Raw genomic sequence first — 16,068 nt, forward strand, 5'->3', positions numbered from 1 at the left:
CGCGAGGCGGCGTAACCTTGCTGGCGCCATGCCGTATGAAGCACCCACACACACCGTCGAACGCTCCCTCCGTGCCACCACCGGCGCCAAGGTCATAGCCGGGGTCGACGAAGTCGGACGAGGGGCCTGGGCCGGTCCCGTCACCGTGTGCGCGGCGATCACCGGTCTGCGCCGGCCGCCCGCGGGACTCACCGACTCCAAGCTGCTCACCCCCAAGCGGCGCGACGCGCTCGTCGGCGTCCTGGAGGACTGGGTCACCGCCTATGCGCTGGGTCACTCCTCCCCGGAGGAGATCGACGAGCTCGGGATGACCGCCGCCCTGCGCCTCGCCGCGGTGCGCGCCCTGGAGGCGCTGCCCGTGCGGCCGGACGCGGTGATTCTCGACGGCAAACACGACTACCTCGGTTCGCCCTGGCAGGTCCGGACGGTGATCAAGGGCGACCAGTCCTGTGTCGCCGTCGCGGCCGCCTCGGTGATCGCCAAGGTCCGGCGCGACCGGATGATGGCCGAAATCGGTGAACAGGGCGGCGGAATCGAGAACTTCGCTTTCGCCGCCAATGCCGGATACCCCTCGCCCGTGCACCGGGCGGCGCTTGAGGAGCTGGGTCCCACCGAGTACCACCGGCTCTCGTGGTCCTACCTGGACGCGCTGCCCCGCTGGCGTCACCTCAAGAAGGTGCGCCGCAGCGAGGAATCGATGGAACTGGAAAACGGAGGCCAACTCGGCTTCGATTTCTGATCGCACGCACGCGCCACCCACGGGTACGTTTCGTACCGGTGTTTGATAGATATCAACTCATGCCTCTCACCCCCGCCCCCGAGGAGCCTCAGATTCACGAGAGTGCCCAGGGTCCCCGCGTCACGCCGGCCGCGAGCCGCACCGCGCAGACCCCCCGCCCCGTACCTGGTCCGCGTCCCGCAGCCGTTCCCCGGCCCGGACGCCCCGGTCCCTCTCCCGCAGCGGCCGGCCGCGCGGGTAGTGCCCCCAGGCCCGTACCGCCCGCCCAGCGGGTAGCGCAGGCCGCCTCCGGACCCGTTCCCGCGAACCCCACCACCCCGTCCGTCTCCGCGGCGGTGCCGCAGGTCCAGCTGATCCCGGCATCCGCCGAGGGTGCGCTGGACGCGGCCGAGGAGGCCGTGGACCTGCTGCTCGACACCGGGCGCGCGCCCGGCGACATCCTGGTGCTCACCACCGGCGACCCGCACCCGTGGGCCGCGCACGAGCTGTCCTTCGGCGAGGCCGCGTACTGGGCCCTGCACGACGCCGGGGACGACGTCTTCTACGCGGACGCGGCGCAGGTACAGCGTGCCGCCGGCCGTCCCGTCGTGGTCCTCGCGGCCAACGGCGGACCGGTCGAGGCCGTCGCCGCAGCCCTGCCGGTCGCGCTCGCGCGAGCCGGTGCGCTCCTGATCTGCTGCGGCGAGCCGCAGCAGATCAACTCCGTGCTGGGTGCGGGCGTCTGACGCTCCGTACCCCGGCACGGTCGAGGGGCGGGGCGGGCGAACAGCCGGCCCTGCCGAAGTCCGAGGCCTGACCAGCCGTACGCCCGCTCCTGGGTGTACGGCCGTTGGGCGTTCCCGGGGGTCCGTTTGCGCGGGGGTCGGCCCTGTTTGCGCAGGGATCGGCCCCGTTTCGGCCCCGTTTACGCCGGGCTCAGCGCGCGGCGGCGCGGCGCAGGGCCTCGGGCGCTCCGCCCCCGGTGTGCAGGGCGATCGGAGCGAACTCGGCCGTGGCCTGGCCGAGCCGTTCGGGCCGGGAGTCCGAGCTGGGTCTGCGGCCGCCACGGCCTTCGCCCAGGACCTGCCAGCCGCCGCGGGTCAGCGTGATGTACGCGCCGCAGCGCAGCCCGTGCAGGGTGCAGGCGTCGCGCAGCCCCCACATCCAGGCCCCGTCCTCCTCGGTCCACCGCTCGTCGCCGTCGCGGCAGTACAGCAGCACCGCCGTCCGTACCGGGGTACGCCGCCGCAGGTCGTGCGGGATGATCCGGCGCAGGCCGGCGAGCAGGGCGTTGCGGTACTCCCAGCCATCGGCCGAGGCCGAGCGCTGGACGAAGGAGGCGCTCGCGACGAGCCGCTCCTCGGGTCCGAGCACGGCGATCACCGCAGTGGACGGCACCGGGCTGTGCCGCGAGTGCAGCCCGCTGACGACCTCGCGCGGACTGCGCAGCAGGGGTACGCCCGACGAGGTCCACTCGGACGGTTCCAGCAGCCTGCCGTGCCGGCTGGCGCCGCCGGTGGCCGTTGACAGGGACGTGGTCGAGGGCGGGGCGAATCCGAAGGTCACGGTCCTCCCTTCGGGTACACGCCCGCGAACGGGCACGGCTGGGGTACGGGCGCCGGCGCGACCCAAAACAGTGCCGTCGAGCCGAACGGGAGCAGTGCAATTCTCGCGTGGCCCGTGAGCATGCGGCAACGAGCAATTGACGCCGCCGACCGGAATTCGCCGGTATGCCGTTCATATCCTTGCCCCGCCACACCGTCCATGACTCATCCGGCACCGGCGGAACCGCCGGCACCAGCGGAAACACCTCGCTGCCCATCAGTTTCGCGGCGGGTTCCGCAGGCGCGGCCAGGGGCCGGTGGAGGCCGCGCGAGATCGTCCGGAAGCCGACGGGAGTTCCCCGGCGGCCGAAAGACCGCCGAATCGTGTCCACGCCGGCGATTACGGTGCGTGAGCTGGCCGATTGTCATAGCCATCGGGTTGCATGGGGGCATGGACACCCTGGAGCTCCGCACCGAAGCCGACACCATCCTCGCCGAGCTCGTCGGCGACCCCGGGGGCTCGGCTCGGCTGCGGGAGGACCAGTGGCAGGCGGTGTCGGCGCTGGTCGAGGAGCGCCGACGGGCCCTGGTGGTGCAGCGCACGGGCTGGGGCAAGTCGGCGGTGTACTTCGTCGCCACCGCCCTGCTGCGCCGGCGCGGCGCCGGCCCCACCGTGATCATCTCGCCGCTGCTCGCGCTGATGCGCAACCAGGTCGAGGCGGCGGCCCGGGCGGGCATCCAGGCGCGCACCATCAACTCCGCCAACCCGGAGGAGTGGGACACGATCTACGGGGAGGTCGAGCGCGGCGAGACCGACGTCCTCCTCGTCAGCCCGGAGCGCCTCAATTCCGTGGACTTCCGCGAGCAGGTGCTGCCCAAGCTCGCGGCCACGACCGGCCTGCTGGTCGTCGACGAGGCGCACTGCATCTCCGACTGGGGCCACGACTTCCGCCCCGACTACCGCCGGCTGCGGGCGATGCTCGCCGAGCTCGCCCCCGGTGTGCCGGTGCTGGCCACCACGGCGACCGCGAACGCGCGGGTCACGGCGGACGTGGCCGAGCAGCTGGGCACCGGTGCCGGTGAGGCGCTGGTGCTGCGCGGCACCCTGGAGCGGGAGAGCCTGCGGCTGGGCGTGGTCCGGCTGCCCGACGCGGCGCACCGCCTGGGCTGGCTCGCCGAGCACCTGGACGGGCTGCAGGGCTCCGGGATCATCTACACGCTGACGGTGGCCGCGGCCGAGGAGGCCGCCGCGTTCCTGCGCCAGCGCGGCTTCAAGGTGGCCTCGTACACCGGGAAGACCGAGAACGCCGACCGCCTGCAGGCCGAGGTCGACCTGCAGGAGAACCGGGTCAAGGCGCTGGTGGCGACTTCCGCGCTCGGCATGGGCTTCGACAAGCCGGACCTCGGCTTCGTGATCCACCTCGGCTCGCCGTCCTCGCCGATCGCCTACTACCAGCAGGTCGGCCGAGCCGGCCGTGGCGTCGAGCACGCCGACGTCCTGCTGCTCCCGGGCCAGGAGGACGAGGCGATCTGGCGCTACTTCGCCGATACCGCCTTCCCGCCCGAGGCCCAGGTCCGCCAGACCCTGGCGGCCCTGGCCGATGCCGGACGGCCCCTGTCGGTTCCGTCCCTCGAGGCGGCGGTGGACCTGCGGCGCACCCGGCTGGAGACGATGCTCAAGGTCCTCGACGTGGACGGGGCGGTCAAGCGGGTGAAGGGCGGCTGGACCTCCACCGGCCGGGAATGGGCGTACGACTCGGAGCGGTACGCCTGGGTGGCCCGGCAGCGGGCCGCCGAACAGCAGGCCATGCGCGACTACGTGAGCACCTCCGCGTGCCGGATGGAGTTCCTGCGCCTCCAGCTGGACGACGAGGGCGCGACGGCGTGCGGTCGCTGCGACAACTGCGCGGGCACCTGGGCCGATGCCTCCGTCTCGGCGGAGACGCTGACGGGGGCGGCGAAGGAACTGGACCGTCCGGGGGTGGAGATCGAACCGCGCCGCATGTGGCCGACGGGGATGTCCGCGCTCGGCATCGACCTCAAGGGCCGCATCCCGCTCAAGGAGCAGTGCTCCACCGGGCGCGCCCTGGGCCGGCTCTCCGACATCGGCTGGGGCAACCGGCTGCGGCCGCTGCTGGCCGACGGCGCACCCGACGGTCCGGTCCCCGAAGAGGTCCTGCAGGCCGCGGTGGCGGTCATCGCCGACTGGGCGCGCTCCCCGGGCGGCTGGGCACCGAACGTCCCTGACGCCTCCCCGCGGCCCGTGGGAATCGTCGCCGTCCCCTCGCTGACCCGCCCACAGCTGGTCGGATCCCTGGCCCAGGGCATCGCGACCATCGGCCGCCTCCCGTTCCTGGGCACGCTGACGTACACCGGGCCGGAGGGCGCGCACCCGGCACGCCGCAGCAACTCCGCCCAGCGCCTGCGCACGCTCTCCGGGACCTTCGCCGTCCCCGACGAGCTGGCCGCCGCCCTGGCGGGCTCGCCCGGCCCCGTCCTGCTCGTGGACGACTGCACCGAATCCGGCTGGACCCTGGCGGTCGCCGCCCGCCTGCTCCGCCGGGCGGGCGCCGAACGGGTGCTTCCGCTGGTGCTGGCCGCGGGCGGCTGAGGGGAACGGGGCTGCGGCGGCCGCGATGTGCGGTTGCCGTGGCCTGAGGTGGGCGCGGGCTGAGGTGGCTGCGGGCTGGGGTTGCCGTCGGCTGAGGTGGCCGAAGGCCTGGGTTTCCGTGGCCTGAGGTGGCACCTCATGCGGTGGTACGGCCCGAGGTGGGGGTTATCCACAGGGGTTTCCGGATTCGGCCGGACACGGGACCTTCGGTTCATGACGAACAGCCACGAAGCACACAGCCCGTCCGGCCGGTCTGCGACCAGCCCGTCCGGAACCACCGACGTAGCCCCGATCACCCTGCGCAGCCCGGCCGAACTGTCCGACGCGCTGCCCTACATGCTCGGCTTCCACCCGACCGACTCCCTCGTGATGGTCGCCGTCCACGGAGAGGGCGGACGCTTCGGCGGCAGGCTCCGCGTCGGCATCCCGGAGGCCTCCGCGGAATGGGAGGACACGGCCCGGCAGGCCGCCGAATGCCTGGTCGGCGGCAGCACCCGGCGCGGTGCCAAGCCCGACGGCATCGTCGTCTTCCTCTGCCAGGACCCGCGCGGGGACGAGAGCGGGCAGCGCGTGATGACACGGCTGCGCCCGCTCGCCCAGCGGATCCGGCTGGCCTGCGGCGCCCTGGACGTACCCGTGCTGGAGGCGCTGTGCCTCTCCGCAGGGCGGTACTGGTCCTACTGCTGCCCCGACGAGCGCTGTTGCCCCGCCGAGGGCAGCGTGCCCGCCCCGCCCGGCACCTCCGTGATGGCCGCCGCGGCCACCTTCGCGGGGCTGCAGGTCCGGGGCTCCCTCAAGGAGATCGAGCGGCGGCTGACCCCGCTGCGCGGGACGGTCGCCGAGGAGATGGAGCGGGCCCTGGACCGGGCGGCGGCCGCCCTGGTGCCGAAGATCCTCGACGGGGCCACCCGGGAGGAGGTGGGCGCCGAGACCGTGGTCCTCGCCCGCGCCCTGATGCAGCGCATGACCCTCGCCCCGCCGGCCGAAGCCGGCCCCTGCGCCGACGACCGGGACGACGCGCTGCTCGGCCACGACGAGGCCGCCTCGCTGATCCTCGGCCTCCAGGACCGGGAGATCCGCGACATCGCCGCCGAGTGGATGGAGGACGAGGAGGCAGCCCCCGCCCTGCGGCTGTGGCGGGCCCTGGCCCGGCGCTGCGTCGGGGCCTACGGGGAGCACGCGGCGGCCCCGCTGACCCTGGCGGGCTGGGTCTCCTGGTCCACCGGAGACGAGCCGACCGCGAGGATCGCGCTGGGCCTGGCGTTGCGGGCGGACGGCGAGTACCGCTTCGCGCAGCTCCTGCACCACGCCTGCAACGAAGGGATCGACCCGGAGGGGCTGCGGGAGTGCCTGAGGCAGGAGCGGCGCCGCAGGGAGCCCCGCAGGGGCCGCCAGGCGGCCGGGGGTCGACGGGGTGTCACCAGGCCTCCCGGCCGCCGCAGTCGGACCGCTCGCCGCGAATCCGGCCGCACGGTCGGGGGAGAGCAGTGATGCCCCGGGCCCGGGGGCTGCTGCGGGCTCGGCCGCCCGTGCCGTCCCGGTGGCGGCTGCTGCCGGGGGCGGTGTGTTCGGTCCTGCGCCGGCGGCTCAGGCCACGGCCGGGTCTCCGATGGGCGCAGCCACCGCCGGGGCCCGTGACCCGGGCGGGGGTGGGGGCGTTGCCCTGGGGGGTGGTGGGGGCCCGGCCGCGCCGCCGCCCAGCCGATCCACCCGGAGCGCAGACAAGGCGTCGCATGTCCCACCCCGTACCCCCGGCCCGCGTACCACCGTCCCGCAGGCCCGACTTGCCGCCCGTGCACGGTGCCGTCATCTGTGTCGCCGCGCCCTGCCTCGTCATCTCGCCCGAGCACGGCCAGCTCACCGGGCAGGGGATCGACGGGATCTACCGCTCCGGCCGCAGGCTGCTGTCCCGCTGCGTGCTGCGGATCGACGGCCGGGATCCGGTCGCCGTACAGGGGCGCAGCCTCGGCGCGGACCGGGCCGCCTTCACCGCGACCGTCCGCACCGGAGCCGAGGCCGGGCCCGACCCCGATGTCGGTGTGGAGCGGATCCGGCACGCCGACGGCACCGAGCGGATCACCCTGCGCAGTTTCACCACCCGGCCGCTGCGGATCCCCGTGGAGGTCTCCCTCGGCACCGACCTGGCGGAGCTGGCCGAGGTGGCCGCCGGCCGGGCCGGGCCGGAACTGCCCGCCGGGGTGCACGCCGCCGGGCTGCGCTGGACCAGCGGGGAAGCCCAGGCCGTCACGGCGGCCGAGCCGGCTCCGGACGACGCGCTCGCCTCCGTCGGGCTGCTGCGCTGGCAGCTCGAACTGGGCCCCGGCGAATCGCGCACCATCGAGCTGCGGACCACCCGGGACCGCGCGGCGCGGGCCACCGCCGGGCAGGTGGCGAATCCGCTGTCCGACGCCCGTGCGGAGGGCGACGACCCCAGGGCCGAGGCCTGGCTGCGCACCGGGATCGAGGACCTCGGGGCGCTCCTGCTCAGGGATCCGCGGGATCCCGCCGACGCCTATGCGGCGGCCGGGGTGCCGTGGCGGCTCGGACTGGCCCCGGCGGAATCCCTGTGGGCGGCCCGCATGGCCCTCCCGCTCGGCACCGGACTGGCCGCCGCGACCCTGCGCGTCCTGGCCCGGACCCAGATCGGGGGCCGCGGTGGCGACGCCGGGAAGATCCCGGGCCCCCTGCGCGGTGCCGGGCCGCAGCTGCCCCCCGGCTGCACCGGGACCGAGGCGACGCTGGCCTTCCCCGCGGTACTGGCCGAAGCCAGGCGCTGGGGGATGCCCGAGGCGGAGGTGGCCCGGCTCCTCCCCGCCGCCGAGCGGTGCCTGGACTGGCTGCGGGGAGCCCTGGGGGAGGACGGGTTCCTGGCCGATCCCGACCCGGGACCGCGCCGCTGTGAAACCCAGGCCCACGCCCATCGGGCCGCGCTGCTCGGCGCCGATCTGCTCGACGGGTGCGGGCGGCCCGGAGCCGCGGAGTGGCGGGAGTGGGCGGCCGCCCTGCGGGAGCGGTTCGCAGCCGGGTTCTGGCTCGGCGGCCCCGACGGGGGCCGGCCCGCGGCGGCCCTGCATCCCGACGGGCGGCCGCTGCCCCGGCTGACGGGGGCCGCCGCCCACCTGCTCGACACCGGGCTGCTCGGAGGCGGCCGGCTCGCGCCGGGACTGCTCGACCGGGTCCGTACCGAGCAGCTGGCGCGGCTGCTCGGAGCCCCCGCCATGGACTCCGGGTGGGGGCTGCGGAGCATGGCGGTCCGCGAGCCGGGCCACAACCCGTTCGGCTACAGATCGGGCGCGGTACGGCCGTACGAGAGCGCGGTCGCGGTGGCCGGACTGGCCCAGGCCGGCTGCGAGAAGGAAGCCACCGCACTGCTCAGGGGACTGCTGGACGCGGCGGAGAGCTTCGGGTACCGCCTCCCGGAGATGTACGCGGCCGAGCAGCGCACCGCGGGCAGCGCTCCGCTTCCGCATCCGGCTGCCTGCCGCCCGGCGGCGGTCGCGGCGGCCGCCGGGATCCACGTGCTGACCGCCCTGGCCGGGATCCGGCCGGACGCCCCCGCCGGCACGGTCGCCCTCAACCCGCTCCCCGGAGCCCCGCTCGGCGAGCTCCGCCTCTCCGGTCTCCGGGTTTCCGGGGAACCCTTCGCCGTGCGGATCAGCCGCCTCGGCCTCGGAATGGTCGAGGAGGCCGCCGATGCGCTGCAACTGGGCGGCTGAGTCCGGTCCGGCCGCACCGCGCGGCTTCCGGTTCCGTGCTCCGAGGATCACCAAAGCTCTGTTTATCGTCAGGCAGACGACTATGATCGCGGCATGTCGCCCTACGACCCGTCGGCCTTTCCGCCCTTCGCCGTCACCGTCGACCTGGTCGTGCTCACCGTGCGGCGCCACGCGCTCTGCGCGCTGGTGGTCCGGCGGGGCGAGCAGCCCTTCCAGGGACGCTGGGCGCTGCCCGGCGGCTTCGTGCGGGGAGACGAGGACCTGGCGGCGGCCGCGGCCCGTGAACTGGCCGAGGAAACCGGTCTGTGCACCCACGACCCGGCCGCCGGGGTCACTCCGGGCGTGGGCAACGGGGCCCATCTCGAACAGCTGGCGACCTACGGCGATCCGAAGCGCGATCCGCGCATGCGGGTGGTCAGCGTGGCGCACCTGGTGCTGGCTCCGGACCTCCCCGCGCCCCGGGCCGGAGGCGACGCCAACAGTGCGCGCTGGGCCCCCGTGGAGGAGCTGGTGTCCACCGGAGGCCAGACCGGCGGCGGACTCGCCTTCGACCACGAGCGGATCCTCGCAGACGGGGTCGAGCGGGCCCGCTCGAAGATCGAGTACTCCTCCCTGGCCACCGCCTTCTGCCCGCCCGAGTTCACCGTCGGGGAGCTGCGCCGGGTCTACGAGGCGGTCTGGGGCGTGGCCCTCGACCCCCGCAACTTCCACCGCAAGGTCACCGGCACCCCCGGGTTCCTGGTGCCCGCCGGTGGGACGACGACCCGTCAGGGCGGTCGGCCCGCACAGCTGTTCCGGGCGGGCGGGGCCACCCTGCTCAACCCGCCGATGCTGCGCCCCGAAATCTGACCCGCAGGCATCAGCGCCGGCGCCGGGCCGAGCGCCCGCATCGGCATCAGCACCCGCGTCAGCACCCGCATCGGCGCCTGATCCGACACGGGCGAATGCCCGTGTCGGATCCACTGAATATCGGACATATCGCGTTATCTTGTTGGCGGTACTCACGCTGCCGCAGAGCGGTCTCACCCCCCGCGAGAGAAGCGATGCTCCAGGCCATCGGACTGACCAGCAACCCCCGTCGAGACCTCCCGCCCCTCGTGGACGACCTCACCTTCGAGGCCCGCCCCGGGAGCGTGACCGCGCTCCTCGGCGGCCCAGGATCGGGCAAGACCACCGCACTGCGGCTCATGCTCGAACTCGAACCCGGCCGCGGAGTGACCTACTTCCGCGGGCGCCCTCTGCACCGGATCCCGTATCCGGGCCGCGAGGTCGGCGTGCTCCTCGGCGACCTTCCGGGCAACCCCTCGCGCACCGTCCGGAGTCAGCTGCGCATGCTGTGCGCCGCTGCCGGCGTGCCGGCCTCCCGGGCCGACACCATGCTGGAGGTCGTCGGCGTCGCGGGCCTGCGCGATCAGCGGCTCGGATCGCTCTCGCTCGGCATGGAGCGCCGGGTCGCCCTGGCCTGCGCGCTGCTCGCCGACCCCTGCACGCTGGTCCTCGACGAGCCCGCCGCCGGGCTCTCACCCCGCGAACGGAGCTGGCTGCACGGCCTGCTGCGCGGACACGCCTCCCTCGGCGGAGCCGTGCTCTTCACCACCGAAGACGCGAAGGAAGCCGCCCGCAGCGCCGACCGGGTCGTCAGCATCGAGGCGGGCCGGCTCGTCGCCGACCAGGACGCGGCGGAGTTCGCCCGGACCCGGCTGCGGCCGCGGGTCGCCGTGCGCACCCCGCACGCCGCCCGGCTGGCCGACGTACTGGGCCGAGAGGCGCGGGCGACCCAGCGCACGGTGGAGATCGTCGAGGAGAGCGGCAGCCGCCTGTCCGTGTACGGAAGCAACTGCGCCGAGATCGGCGAGGCGGCCTTCCGCCACGGGGTGCTCGTCCATCAACTCGCCGACGAGACCGGCGACGCGGGAGCCCCGTCGCTGCCGCGCGCCCGAGCCCGCGCCGACGCCGCATCCGGGGTCCGGGCCACGGGCGCCGACGCGGCACCGGCCGGGCCCGGCGAGGCGGGCGCGGACGGCGACGGGCGCCGGCGCCACGCCCGCTCCAGCCGGCCCACCTCGGTCGTGCGCAGGCTCGGCGGCCCGCTGCGACCCCTGCGCTACGAACTGCACAGGGTCTTCGGCACCGCCACCCCCGTCCTCACCGCCGCCTTCGTCGTCGCCGTGTCCGTCCTCACGGCGCTGGTGCTCGCCCGGGTCGGCCACACCGCGCAGAACCGGCTGCTCGCCGCCTGGCCGGAGTTGCTGCCGCTGCCGCCGGCGGCTCTCGGGGCCGGACTGCTCGGCGCCCTCGCCTTCGGCGAGGAGTACCGCTACCCGGCGCTCGCCGCCGACCGGGGCACCGTCCCCCGCCGGCTCGGGCTGCTCACGGCGAAGCTCGGGGTCAGCGCGGTCCTCGCGCTCCTGCTCGGGATCCTCGCGGTGAGCGCCGACGCCGCCGCCCTGACGCTGGTCTTCGGCAGTGGCCCGCTGCGTACGCCCGTGGAGTGGGTTTCCCCGGCCGCGAGTTGGGCGGGCCTGCTCATCGGCTGCGCCTGGTCCGGGGTGCTGGCCTCGGGAGCCTTCCGGTCCGCCTCCGCCGGTCTGGCCGCGGTGCTCGCCGTACCGGTGATGGTCGTACCGCTGGTGCGCAAGGCGTTGGACGGTCCGTCCGCGTACCCGGTGAGCGGCCTCGCGCAGCGCCTGCGCGCCCTGGCCTGGGCGCAGTGGCCGCCGGAGGCGGACCGCCTGGTTCTCGGGGCCCTGCGGGTGATGGCCCAACCGGTCGGCACCGCGCTGGTGTTGTCGCTGATGGTCCTGTTGTGCGCCTATGGGTTCACAGGACTGCGCGGCCGCGTTCGGTTGTGAGGGATCGTTGGTGATCGTTCCGATGCGGGACGGCACCTCAACGGGATCGATGCGGTCCACATCGAGGGTGCCGGACTGCAACTCCCCGTAAAAAGCCCGGTTCTTTACGATAAGTCGTCAATTGCGTAGGTGGCACCGATCACCCTTTCGTGTGCTTTTCACCAAAGACCTCAAGGGCGGTGGAGACGAGGCCGACAAAGGATTCGTGAGTACCCTTGCGCACACCATGATGACCGCCGCCCGCCACGCCGACTCCGGCCTCGCCGGCTCGGGCGAACTCGACCGCTACCCCTTCGCGGAGGCCTCCGGGACCGACCGCGTAGGAGTGCCCCACTGGGACGGATCCGACATCGAGTTGAGCCGGGTCGGCCGGCGCGCGGCCGGCAGCCGCGGCCGCGGACTGCACGGCCAACTCGTCCAGCAGCTCGGCCAGATGATCGTTTCCGGTGACCTCGGCGCGGACCGCCCGCTGGTTCCCGAGGAGATCGGCCAGCGTTTCGAGGTCTCCCGCACGGTCGTCCGCGAATCGCTGCGGGTCCTGGAGGCCAAGGGCCTCGTCAGCGCCCGCCCGAACGTCGGCACCCGGGTCCGTCCGGTCGCCGACTGGAACCTGCTCGACCCCGACATCATCGAGTGGCGCGCCTTCGGCCCGCAGCGCGACGACCAGCGCCGCGAGCTGGGTGAGCTCCGCTGGACCATCGAACCGCTCGCGGCCCGCCTCGCCGCCGGCCACGGCCGTCAGGACATCCAGCAGCGTCTCGTCGACATGGTCGAGATCATGGGTCACGCCCTCGGCCAGGGAGACTCGATCACCTTCGCCCGTGCGGACAACGAGTTCCACGCGCTGCTCATCCAGGTCGCGGGCAACCGCATGCTGGAGCACCTCTCCGGCATCGTCTCCTCCGCCCTCCAGGTGTCCGGCAGCCCCGTCACTGCCTGCGACCGCCCCAGCGAGACCTGCGTCGCGCACCACGCGCGGATGGTCGAGGCCATCGCCGCCGGTGACGCGATCGGCGCGGAGAACGCGATGCGCCAGCTTCTGACGGTGCATCCGGAGGTCGAGCGAGTGGTCCCCGCCCCGCGCGAGCACTGACGGGCCCACGGGCTCGGGTGTGCTGGGGTGCGGGGATGGCGGGAGAGCTGCCGACGCGTCGCCGGGCCCCGGGGGAGGGTCCGGCGGCTTCGACGTCGGGGCCCCGGCGGCCCGGAGCCCGGCGGCGCCGCTCCCGAGCGGTCCTCCGGCCCCCGAAACGGGGCGTGTTCGGACACACCGGACCCACATTTATGACCGTATGACCGGCATGGCATCAAACGGGGTGTGACTCGGGCCACGAAGATTGGGCGTAACGCTCCGCGAGGTCACGCGATGACCTAAGAGGTGATGGCCGACGGAGGGAAGACAGCAGCCCTTGGGGGTGCTGTACAGCTCCCCGGCCCCTGCCCGCGCCGCCGGCCCATCCCCAGTCGGTGGTCGTCGGCTCCGGTCCAGCACCACCAGGCCCGGGGTCGGAAGCCGTTTCCATCGTTCCGAGAGGTTGTTCGTGTCGGCCAGCACATCCCGTACGCTCCCGCCGGAGATCGCCGATTCCGAGTCTGTGATGGCGCTCATCGAGCGGGGCAAGGCCGAGGGGCAGATCGCCGGCGATGACGTGCGTCGGGCCTTCGAGGCTGACCAGATTCCTGCGACCCAGTGGAAGAATGTTCTGCGCAGCCTCAACCAGATCCTCGAGGAAGAGGGTGTGACGCTGATGGTCAGTGCCGCGGAGTCGCCCAAGCGCACCACCCGCAAGAGCGTCGCAGCGAAGACCCCCGCCAAGCGGACGGCCACCAAGACGGTCGCGGCGAAGACGGCGGCCGCGCCGGCCGTCGCCGCGACGGCCCCGGAGACCGAGGTGGCGGCCCCGGAGACCGCCGACGCCCTCGCGCAGGAGACAGCGACCGAACCCGCCGTGAAGAAGACGGCGGCGAAGAAGACGGCTGCGGCCAAGAAGGCCGCGCCCGCCAAGAAGACCGCCGCGAAGAAGACGGCGGCGAAGAAGACCGCCACCAAGAAGGACGCCGACGAGGCCGGCGACGAAGAGGCCACGGAAGAGGGAGCGGGCGCGGCCAAGGCCGAGTCCGAGGAGGAAGAGGACGGCGGCGAGAGCAAGGGCTTCGTCATCTCGGACGACGAGGACGACGCCCCCGCGCAGCAGGTCGCCGTGGCCGGCGCCACCGCCGACCCCGTCAAGGACTACCTCAAGCAGATCGGCAAGGTCCCCCTCCTCAACGCCGAGCAGGAGGTCGAGCTCGCCAAGCGCATCGAGGCGGGTCTCTTCGCCGAGGACAAGCTGGCCAACTCCGACAAGCTGGCGCCCAAGCTCAAGCGCGAGCTGGAGATCATCGCCGAGGACGGCCGCCGCGCCAAGAACCACCTGCTGGAGGCCAACCTCCGCCTCGTGGTCTCGCTGGCCAAGCGCTACACCGGCCGCGGCATGCTCTTCCTGGACCTGATCCAGGAGGGCAACCTGGGCCTGATCCGTGCGGTCGAGAAGTTCGACTACACCAAGGGCTACAAGTTCTCCACGTACGCCACCTGGTGGATCCGCCAGGCGATCACCCGCGCCATGGCGGACCAGGCCCGCACCATCCGCATCCCGGTGCACATGGTCGAGGTCATCAACAAGCTGGCCCGCGTCCAGCGCCAGATGCTCCAGGACCTGGGCCGCGAGCCCACCCCGGAGGAGCTGGCCAAGGAACTCGACATGACCCCCGAGAAGGTCATCGAGGTCCAGAAGTACGGCCGCGAGCCGATCTCCCTCCACACCCCGCTGGGTGAGGACGGCGACAGCGAGTTCGGCGACCTCATCGAGGACTCCGAGGCGGTCGTCCCGGCCGACGCCGTGAGCTTCACGCTTCTGCAGGAGCAGCTGCACTCGGTGCTGGACACGCTGAGCGAGCGGGAGGCCGGCGTGGTCTCGATGCGCTTCGGCCTCACGGACGGCCAGCCCAAGACGCTCGACGAGATCGGCAAGGTCTACGGGGTCACCCGTGAGCGCATCCGCCAGATCGAGTCGAAGACCATGTCGAAGCTCCGTCACCCCTCCCGGTCCCAGGTGCTGCGCGACTACCTGGACTGAGCCCCGCCGAGGACCTTCTCCGGTGGCCGCGCGGGTGCGCACGGCCACCGGGCGTCCCACTCTGGGTGGAGTCATGCACACTCGGAGTCAGGAGGCCTCATGCGTCGTCCCTTTGCCCGTGTCCTGGCGGGAGCGCTGACCTTGGTCGCGGGAGCGGCGGCGGCCCCGCTGAGCCAGGCGCCGCGAGCAGCGGCGGACAGCGTGGTGATCGGCGGGAAGCCGGTGAAGGTGGCCGATGCCCCGTGGGTCGTGGCCCTCGCGAGCCGTGACCGGTTCGGGGGTACGCGGGGCGGGCAGTTCTGCGGGGGCGTCCTGGTGGCCCCGACCAAGGTACTGACCGCGGCGCACTGCCTGGGGCGCCAGGTGCTGGGCGGCCCGGTCGAGTCGGTCCCGGACTTCCGGGTGATCACCGGGCGTACGGAGCTGCGTGCGGAAGACGGCCGGGAGATCGCGGTGCGTTCCGCCCGGGTGAACCCCGGCTACGACCCCGGCAGCAACGCGGGCGACCTGGCCGTACTGGAGCTGGGCGAAGCCGTGCCGGCGCAGCACGTGCTGCCCATGGCGGACCCAGGGCATCCAGCGTACGCCGCGGGGACCGAGGCGGCCGTGTACGGCTGGGGCGACACGAGCGGATTCGGCGACTACGCCTACGCGCTGCGGGCCGCCAGGGTGACGGTGCTGGCGGACGAGGTCTGCGGGCGGGCGTACCCGGGGGATGCCGACGGGCAGTACCGGGCCGACTCCATGCTGTGCGCGGGGGACCGCGAGGGCGGCAAGGACGCCTGCCAGGGGGACAGCGGCGGCCCGCTGGTGGCCCAGGGGCGGCTCATCGGGCTGGTGTCCTGGGGGCGCGGCTGCGCCCGGGCGGACAGCCCGGGGGTGTACACGCGGATCGCACCGCTGATGGGGTTCGTGGCCGACTTCCCCAACGGCTCGCAGACGGGCCGGCGCGAGCGGACCCGTCCAGATGCCCACGGAGGACTGGGAGTGGGCGTACGGCCCGCCCAGGGCCCCGGGAGGGGCCTTCTGGCGGGGGAGCGGCCGGTGCCCAAGCGCTGAGCACGGCCCCGATGTCGGGCTCGGCCTGGCGCCGAGCCCGGTCCCGCCGTGGAACCGGGTCCGCGAACGGCGCCCGGTCCTGGGCATGAGGACGGGCGGTACCCCTGGGTCTCAGAGGTCCCGCCCGTCGACCGGCCTGGCCGGTCCTGGCTCGTCGGATGCGAGGTATAGGCCTTGTGTCAGCGGTCCTCGGGGTCGGCTGCATTCGCCGCCGGAGCGGACGTGAGCCGCTCGGTCTCATCCTGTATTTCCGCGGCGATCTTCTTGAGTTCCGGCTCGAACTTGCGCCCGTGGTGGGCGCAGAAGAGCAGTTCACCGCCGCTCAGCAGGACGACGCGCAGATATGCCTGGGCGCCACAACGGTCGCATCGGTCAGCGGCCGTCAGCGGGGTCGCGGGTGTCAGAACAGTAGTCACGTCGCCTCTTCTCTAGCTCGACGAGCTGTCGTA

At 73.7% G+C, this 16,068-nt stretch carries 12 protein-coding genes; 10 read left to right on the forward strand and 2 right to left on the reverse strand.

The window, feature by feature from the left end; all coding sequences use genetic code 11:
- Positions 1-28: 28 nt before the first annotated feature.
- Positions 29-739, forward strand: coding sequence for a ribonuclease HII (locus OHU74_RS27000; protein WP_371618245.1), 711 nt, complete (start codon positions 29-31; stop codon positions 737-739).
- A gap of 59 nt (positions 740-798) precedes the next feature.
- Complete coding sequence (locus OHU74_RS27005) at positions 799-1,464, forward strand: hypothetical protein (RefSeq protein ID WP_371618246.1); 666 nt, start codon at positions 799-801, stop codon at positions 1,462-1,464.
- Positions 1,465-1,654: 190 nt separating this feature from the next.
- Here OHU74_RS27005 and OHU74_RS27010 read toward each other — a convergent pair whose 3' ends face one another.
- Positions 1,655-2,284, reverse strand: coding sequence for a hypothetical protein (locus OHU74_RS27010; protein ID WP_371618247.1), 630 nt, complete (start codon positions 2,282-2,284; stop codon positions 1,655-1,657).
- Between the two features lie 429 nt (positions 2,285-2,713).
- Between OHU74_RS27010 and OHU74_RS27015 the strand changes: the two genes are divergently transcribed.
- The 8 genes from OHU74_RS27015 to OHU74_RS27050 all read left to right on the forward strand — a co-directional run bounded on the left by OHU74_RS27015 (position 2,714) and on the right by OHU74_RS27050 (position 15,619).
- Positions 2,714-4,873 carry a RecQ family ATP-dependent DNA helicase gene (locus OHU74_RS27015; protein WP_371618248.1) on the forward strand — a complete coding sequence of 720 codons (2,160 nt, stop codon included), beginning with the start codon at positions 2,714-2,716 and terminating at the stop codon, positions 4,871-4,873.
- A gap of 213 nt (positions 4,874-5,086) precedes the next feature.
- Complete coding sequence (locus OHU74_RS27020; RefSeq protein ID WP_371618249.1) at positions 5,087-6,364, forward strand: DUF4192 domain-containing protein; 1,278 nt, start codon at positions 5,087-5,089, stop codon at positions 6,362-6,364.
- 242 nt (positions 6,365-6,606) lie between these two features.
- Positions 6,607-8,589: a glycogen debranching N-terminal domain-containing protein gene (locus tag OHU74_RS27025; protein ID WP_371618250.1), complete on the forward strand. Its 1,983-nt coding sequence runs from the start codon at positions 6,607-6,609 to the stop codon at positions 8,587-8,589.
- Positions 8,590-8,682: 93 nt separating this feature from the next.
- Entirely contained in the window at positions 8,683-9,438 is a 756-nt protein-coding gene (locus tag OHU74_RS27030; RefSeq protein WP_371618251.1) for an NUDIX domain-containing protein, read from the forward strand.
- 194 nt (positions 9,439-9,632) lie between these two features.
- Positions 9,633-11,441: an ATP-binding cassette domain-containing protein gene (locus tag OHU74_RS27035; RefSeq protein ID WP_371618252.1), complete on the forward strand. Its 1,809-nt coding sequence runs from the start codon at positions 9,633-9,635 to the stop codon at positions 11,439-11,441.
- Between the two features lie 151 nt (positions 11,442-11,592).
- Positions 11,593-12,534, forward strand: coding sequence for a FadR/GntR family transcriptional regulator (locus OHU74_RS27040; protein ID WP_371618253.1), 942 nt, complete (start codon positions 11,593-11,595; stop codon positions 12,532-12,534).
- Between the two features lie 448 nt (positions 12,535-12,982).
- Complete coding sequence (locus OHU74_RS27045) at positions 12,983-14,560, forward strand: RNA polymerase sigma factor (RefSeq protein WP_371618254.1); 1,578 nt, start codon at positions 12,983-12,985, stop codon at positions 14,558-14,560.
- A gap of 99 nt (positions 14,561-14,659) precedes the next feature.
- Entirely contained in the window at positions 14,660-15,619 is a 960-nt protein-coding gene (locus tag OHU74_RS27050; protein ID WP_371618255.1) for a trypsin-like serine protease, read from the forward strand.
- Positions 15,620-15,798: 179 nt separating this feature from the next.
- On the opposite strand, the gene OHU74_RS27055 is transcribed toward OHU74_RS27050, so the two are convergent.
- A complete protein-coding gene (locus OHU74_RS27055; RefSeq protein WP_330298965.1) occupies positions 15,799-16,035 on the reverse strand; it encodes a hypothetical protein in 237 nt (78 codons plus the stop codon).
- Positions 16,036-16,068 lie beyond the last annotated feature (33 nt).

Origin of the sequence: Streptomyces sp. NBC_00454, assembly GCF_041434015.1 — a bacterium.
Lineage (GTDB): Bacteria > Actinomycetota > Actinomycetes > Streptomycetales > Streptomycetaceae > Streptomyces.

Excerpts from the sequence above, each read along its gene's own strand:
- OHU74_RS27000 (WP_371618245.1), top strand. The coding sequence starts at position 29 with ATGCCGTATGAAGCACCCACACACACCGTCGAACGCTCCCTCCGTGCC.
- OHU74_RS27005 (WP_371618246.1), top strand. The coding sequence starts at position 799 with ATGCCTCTCACCCCCGCCCCCGAGGAGCCTCAGATTCACGAGAGTGCC.
- OHU74_RS27015 (WP_371618248.1), top strand. The coding sequence starts at position 2,714 with ATGGACACCCTGGAGCTCCGCACCGAAGCCGACACCATCCTCGCCGAG.
- OHU74_RS27020 (WP_371618249.1), top strand. The coding sequence starts at position 5,087 with ATGACGAACAGCCACGAAGCACACAGCCCGTCCGGCCGGTCTGCGACC.
- OHU74_RS27025 (WP_371618250.1), top strand. The coding sequence starts at position 6,607 with ATGTCCCACCCCGTACCCCCGGCCCGCGTACCACCGTCCCGCAGGCCC.
- OHU74_RS27030 (WP_371618251.1), top strand. The coding sequence starts at position 8,683 with ATGTCGCCCTACGACCCGTCGGCCTTTCCGCCCTTCGCCGTCACCGTC.
- OHU74_RS27035 (WP_371618252.1), top strand. The coding sequence starts at position 9,633 with ATGCTCCAGGCCATCGGACTGACCAGCAACCCCCGTCGAGACCTCCCG.
- OHU74_RS27050 (WP_371618255.1), top strand. The coding sequence starts at position 14,660 with ATGCGTCGTCCCTTTGCCCGTGTCCTGGCGGGAGCGCTGACCTTGGTC.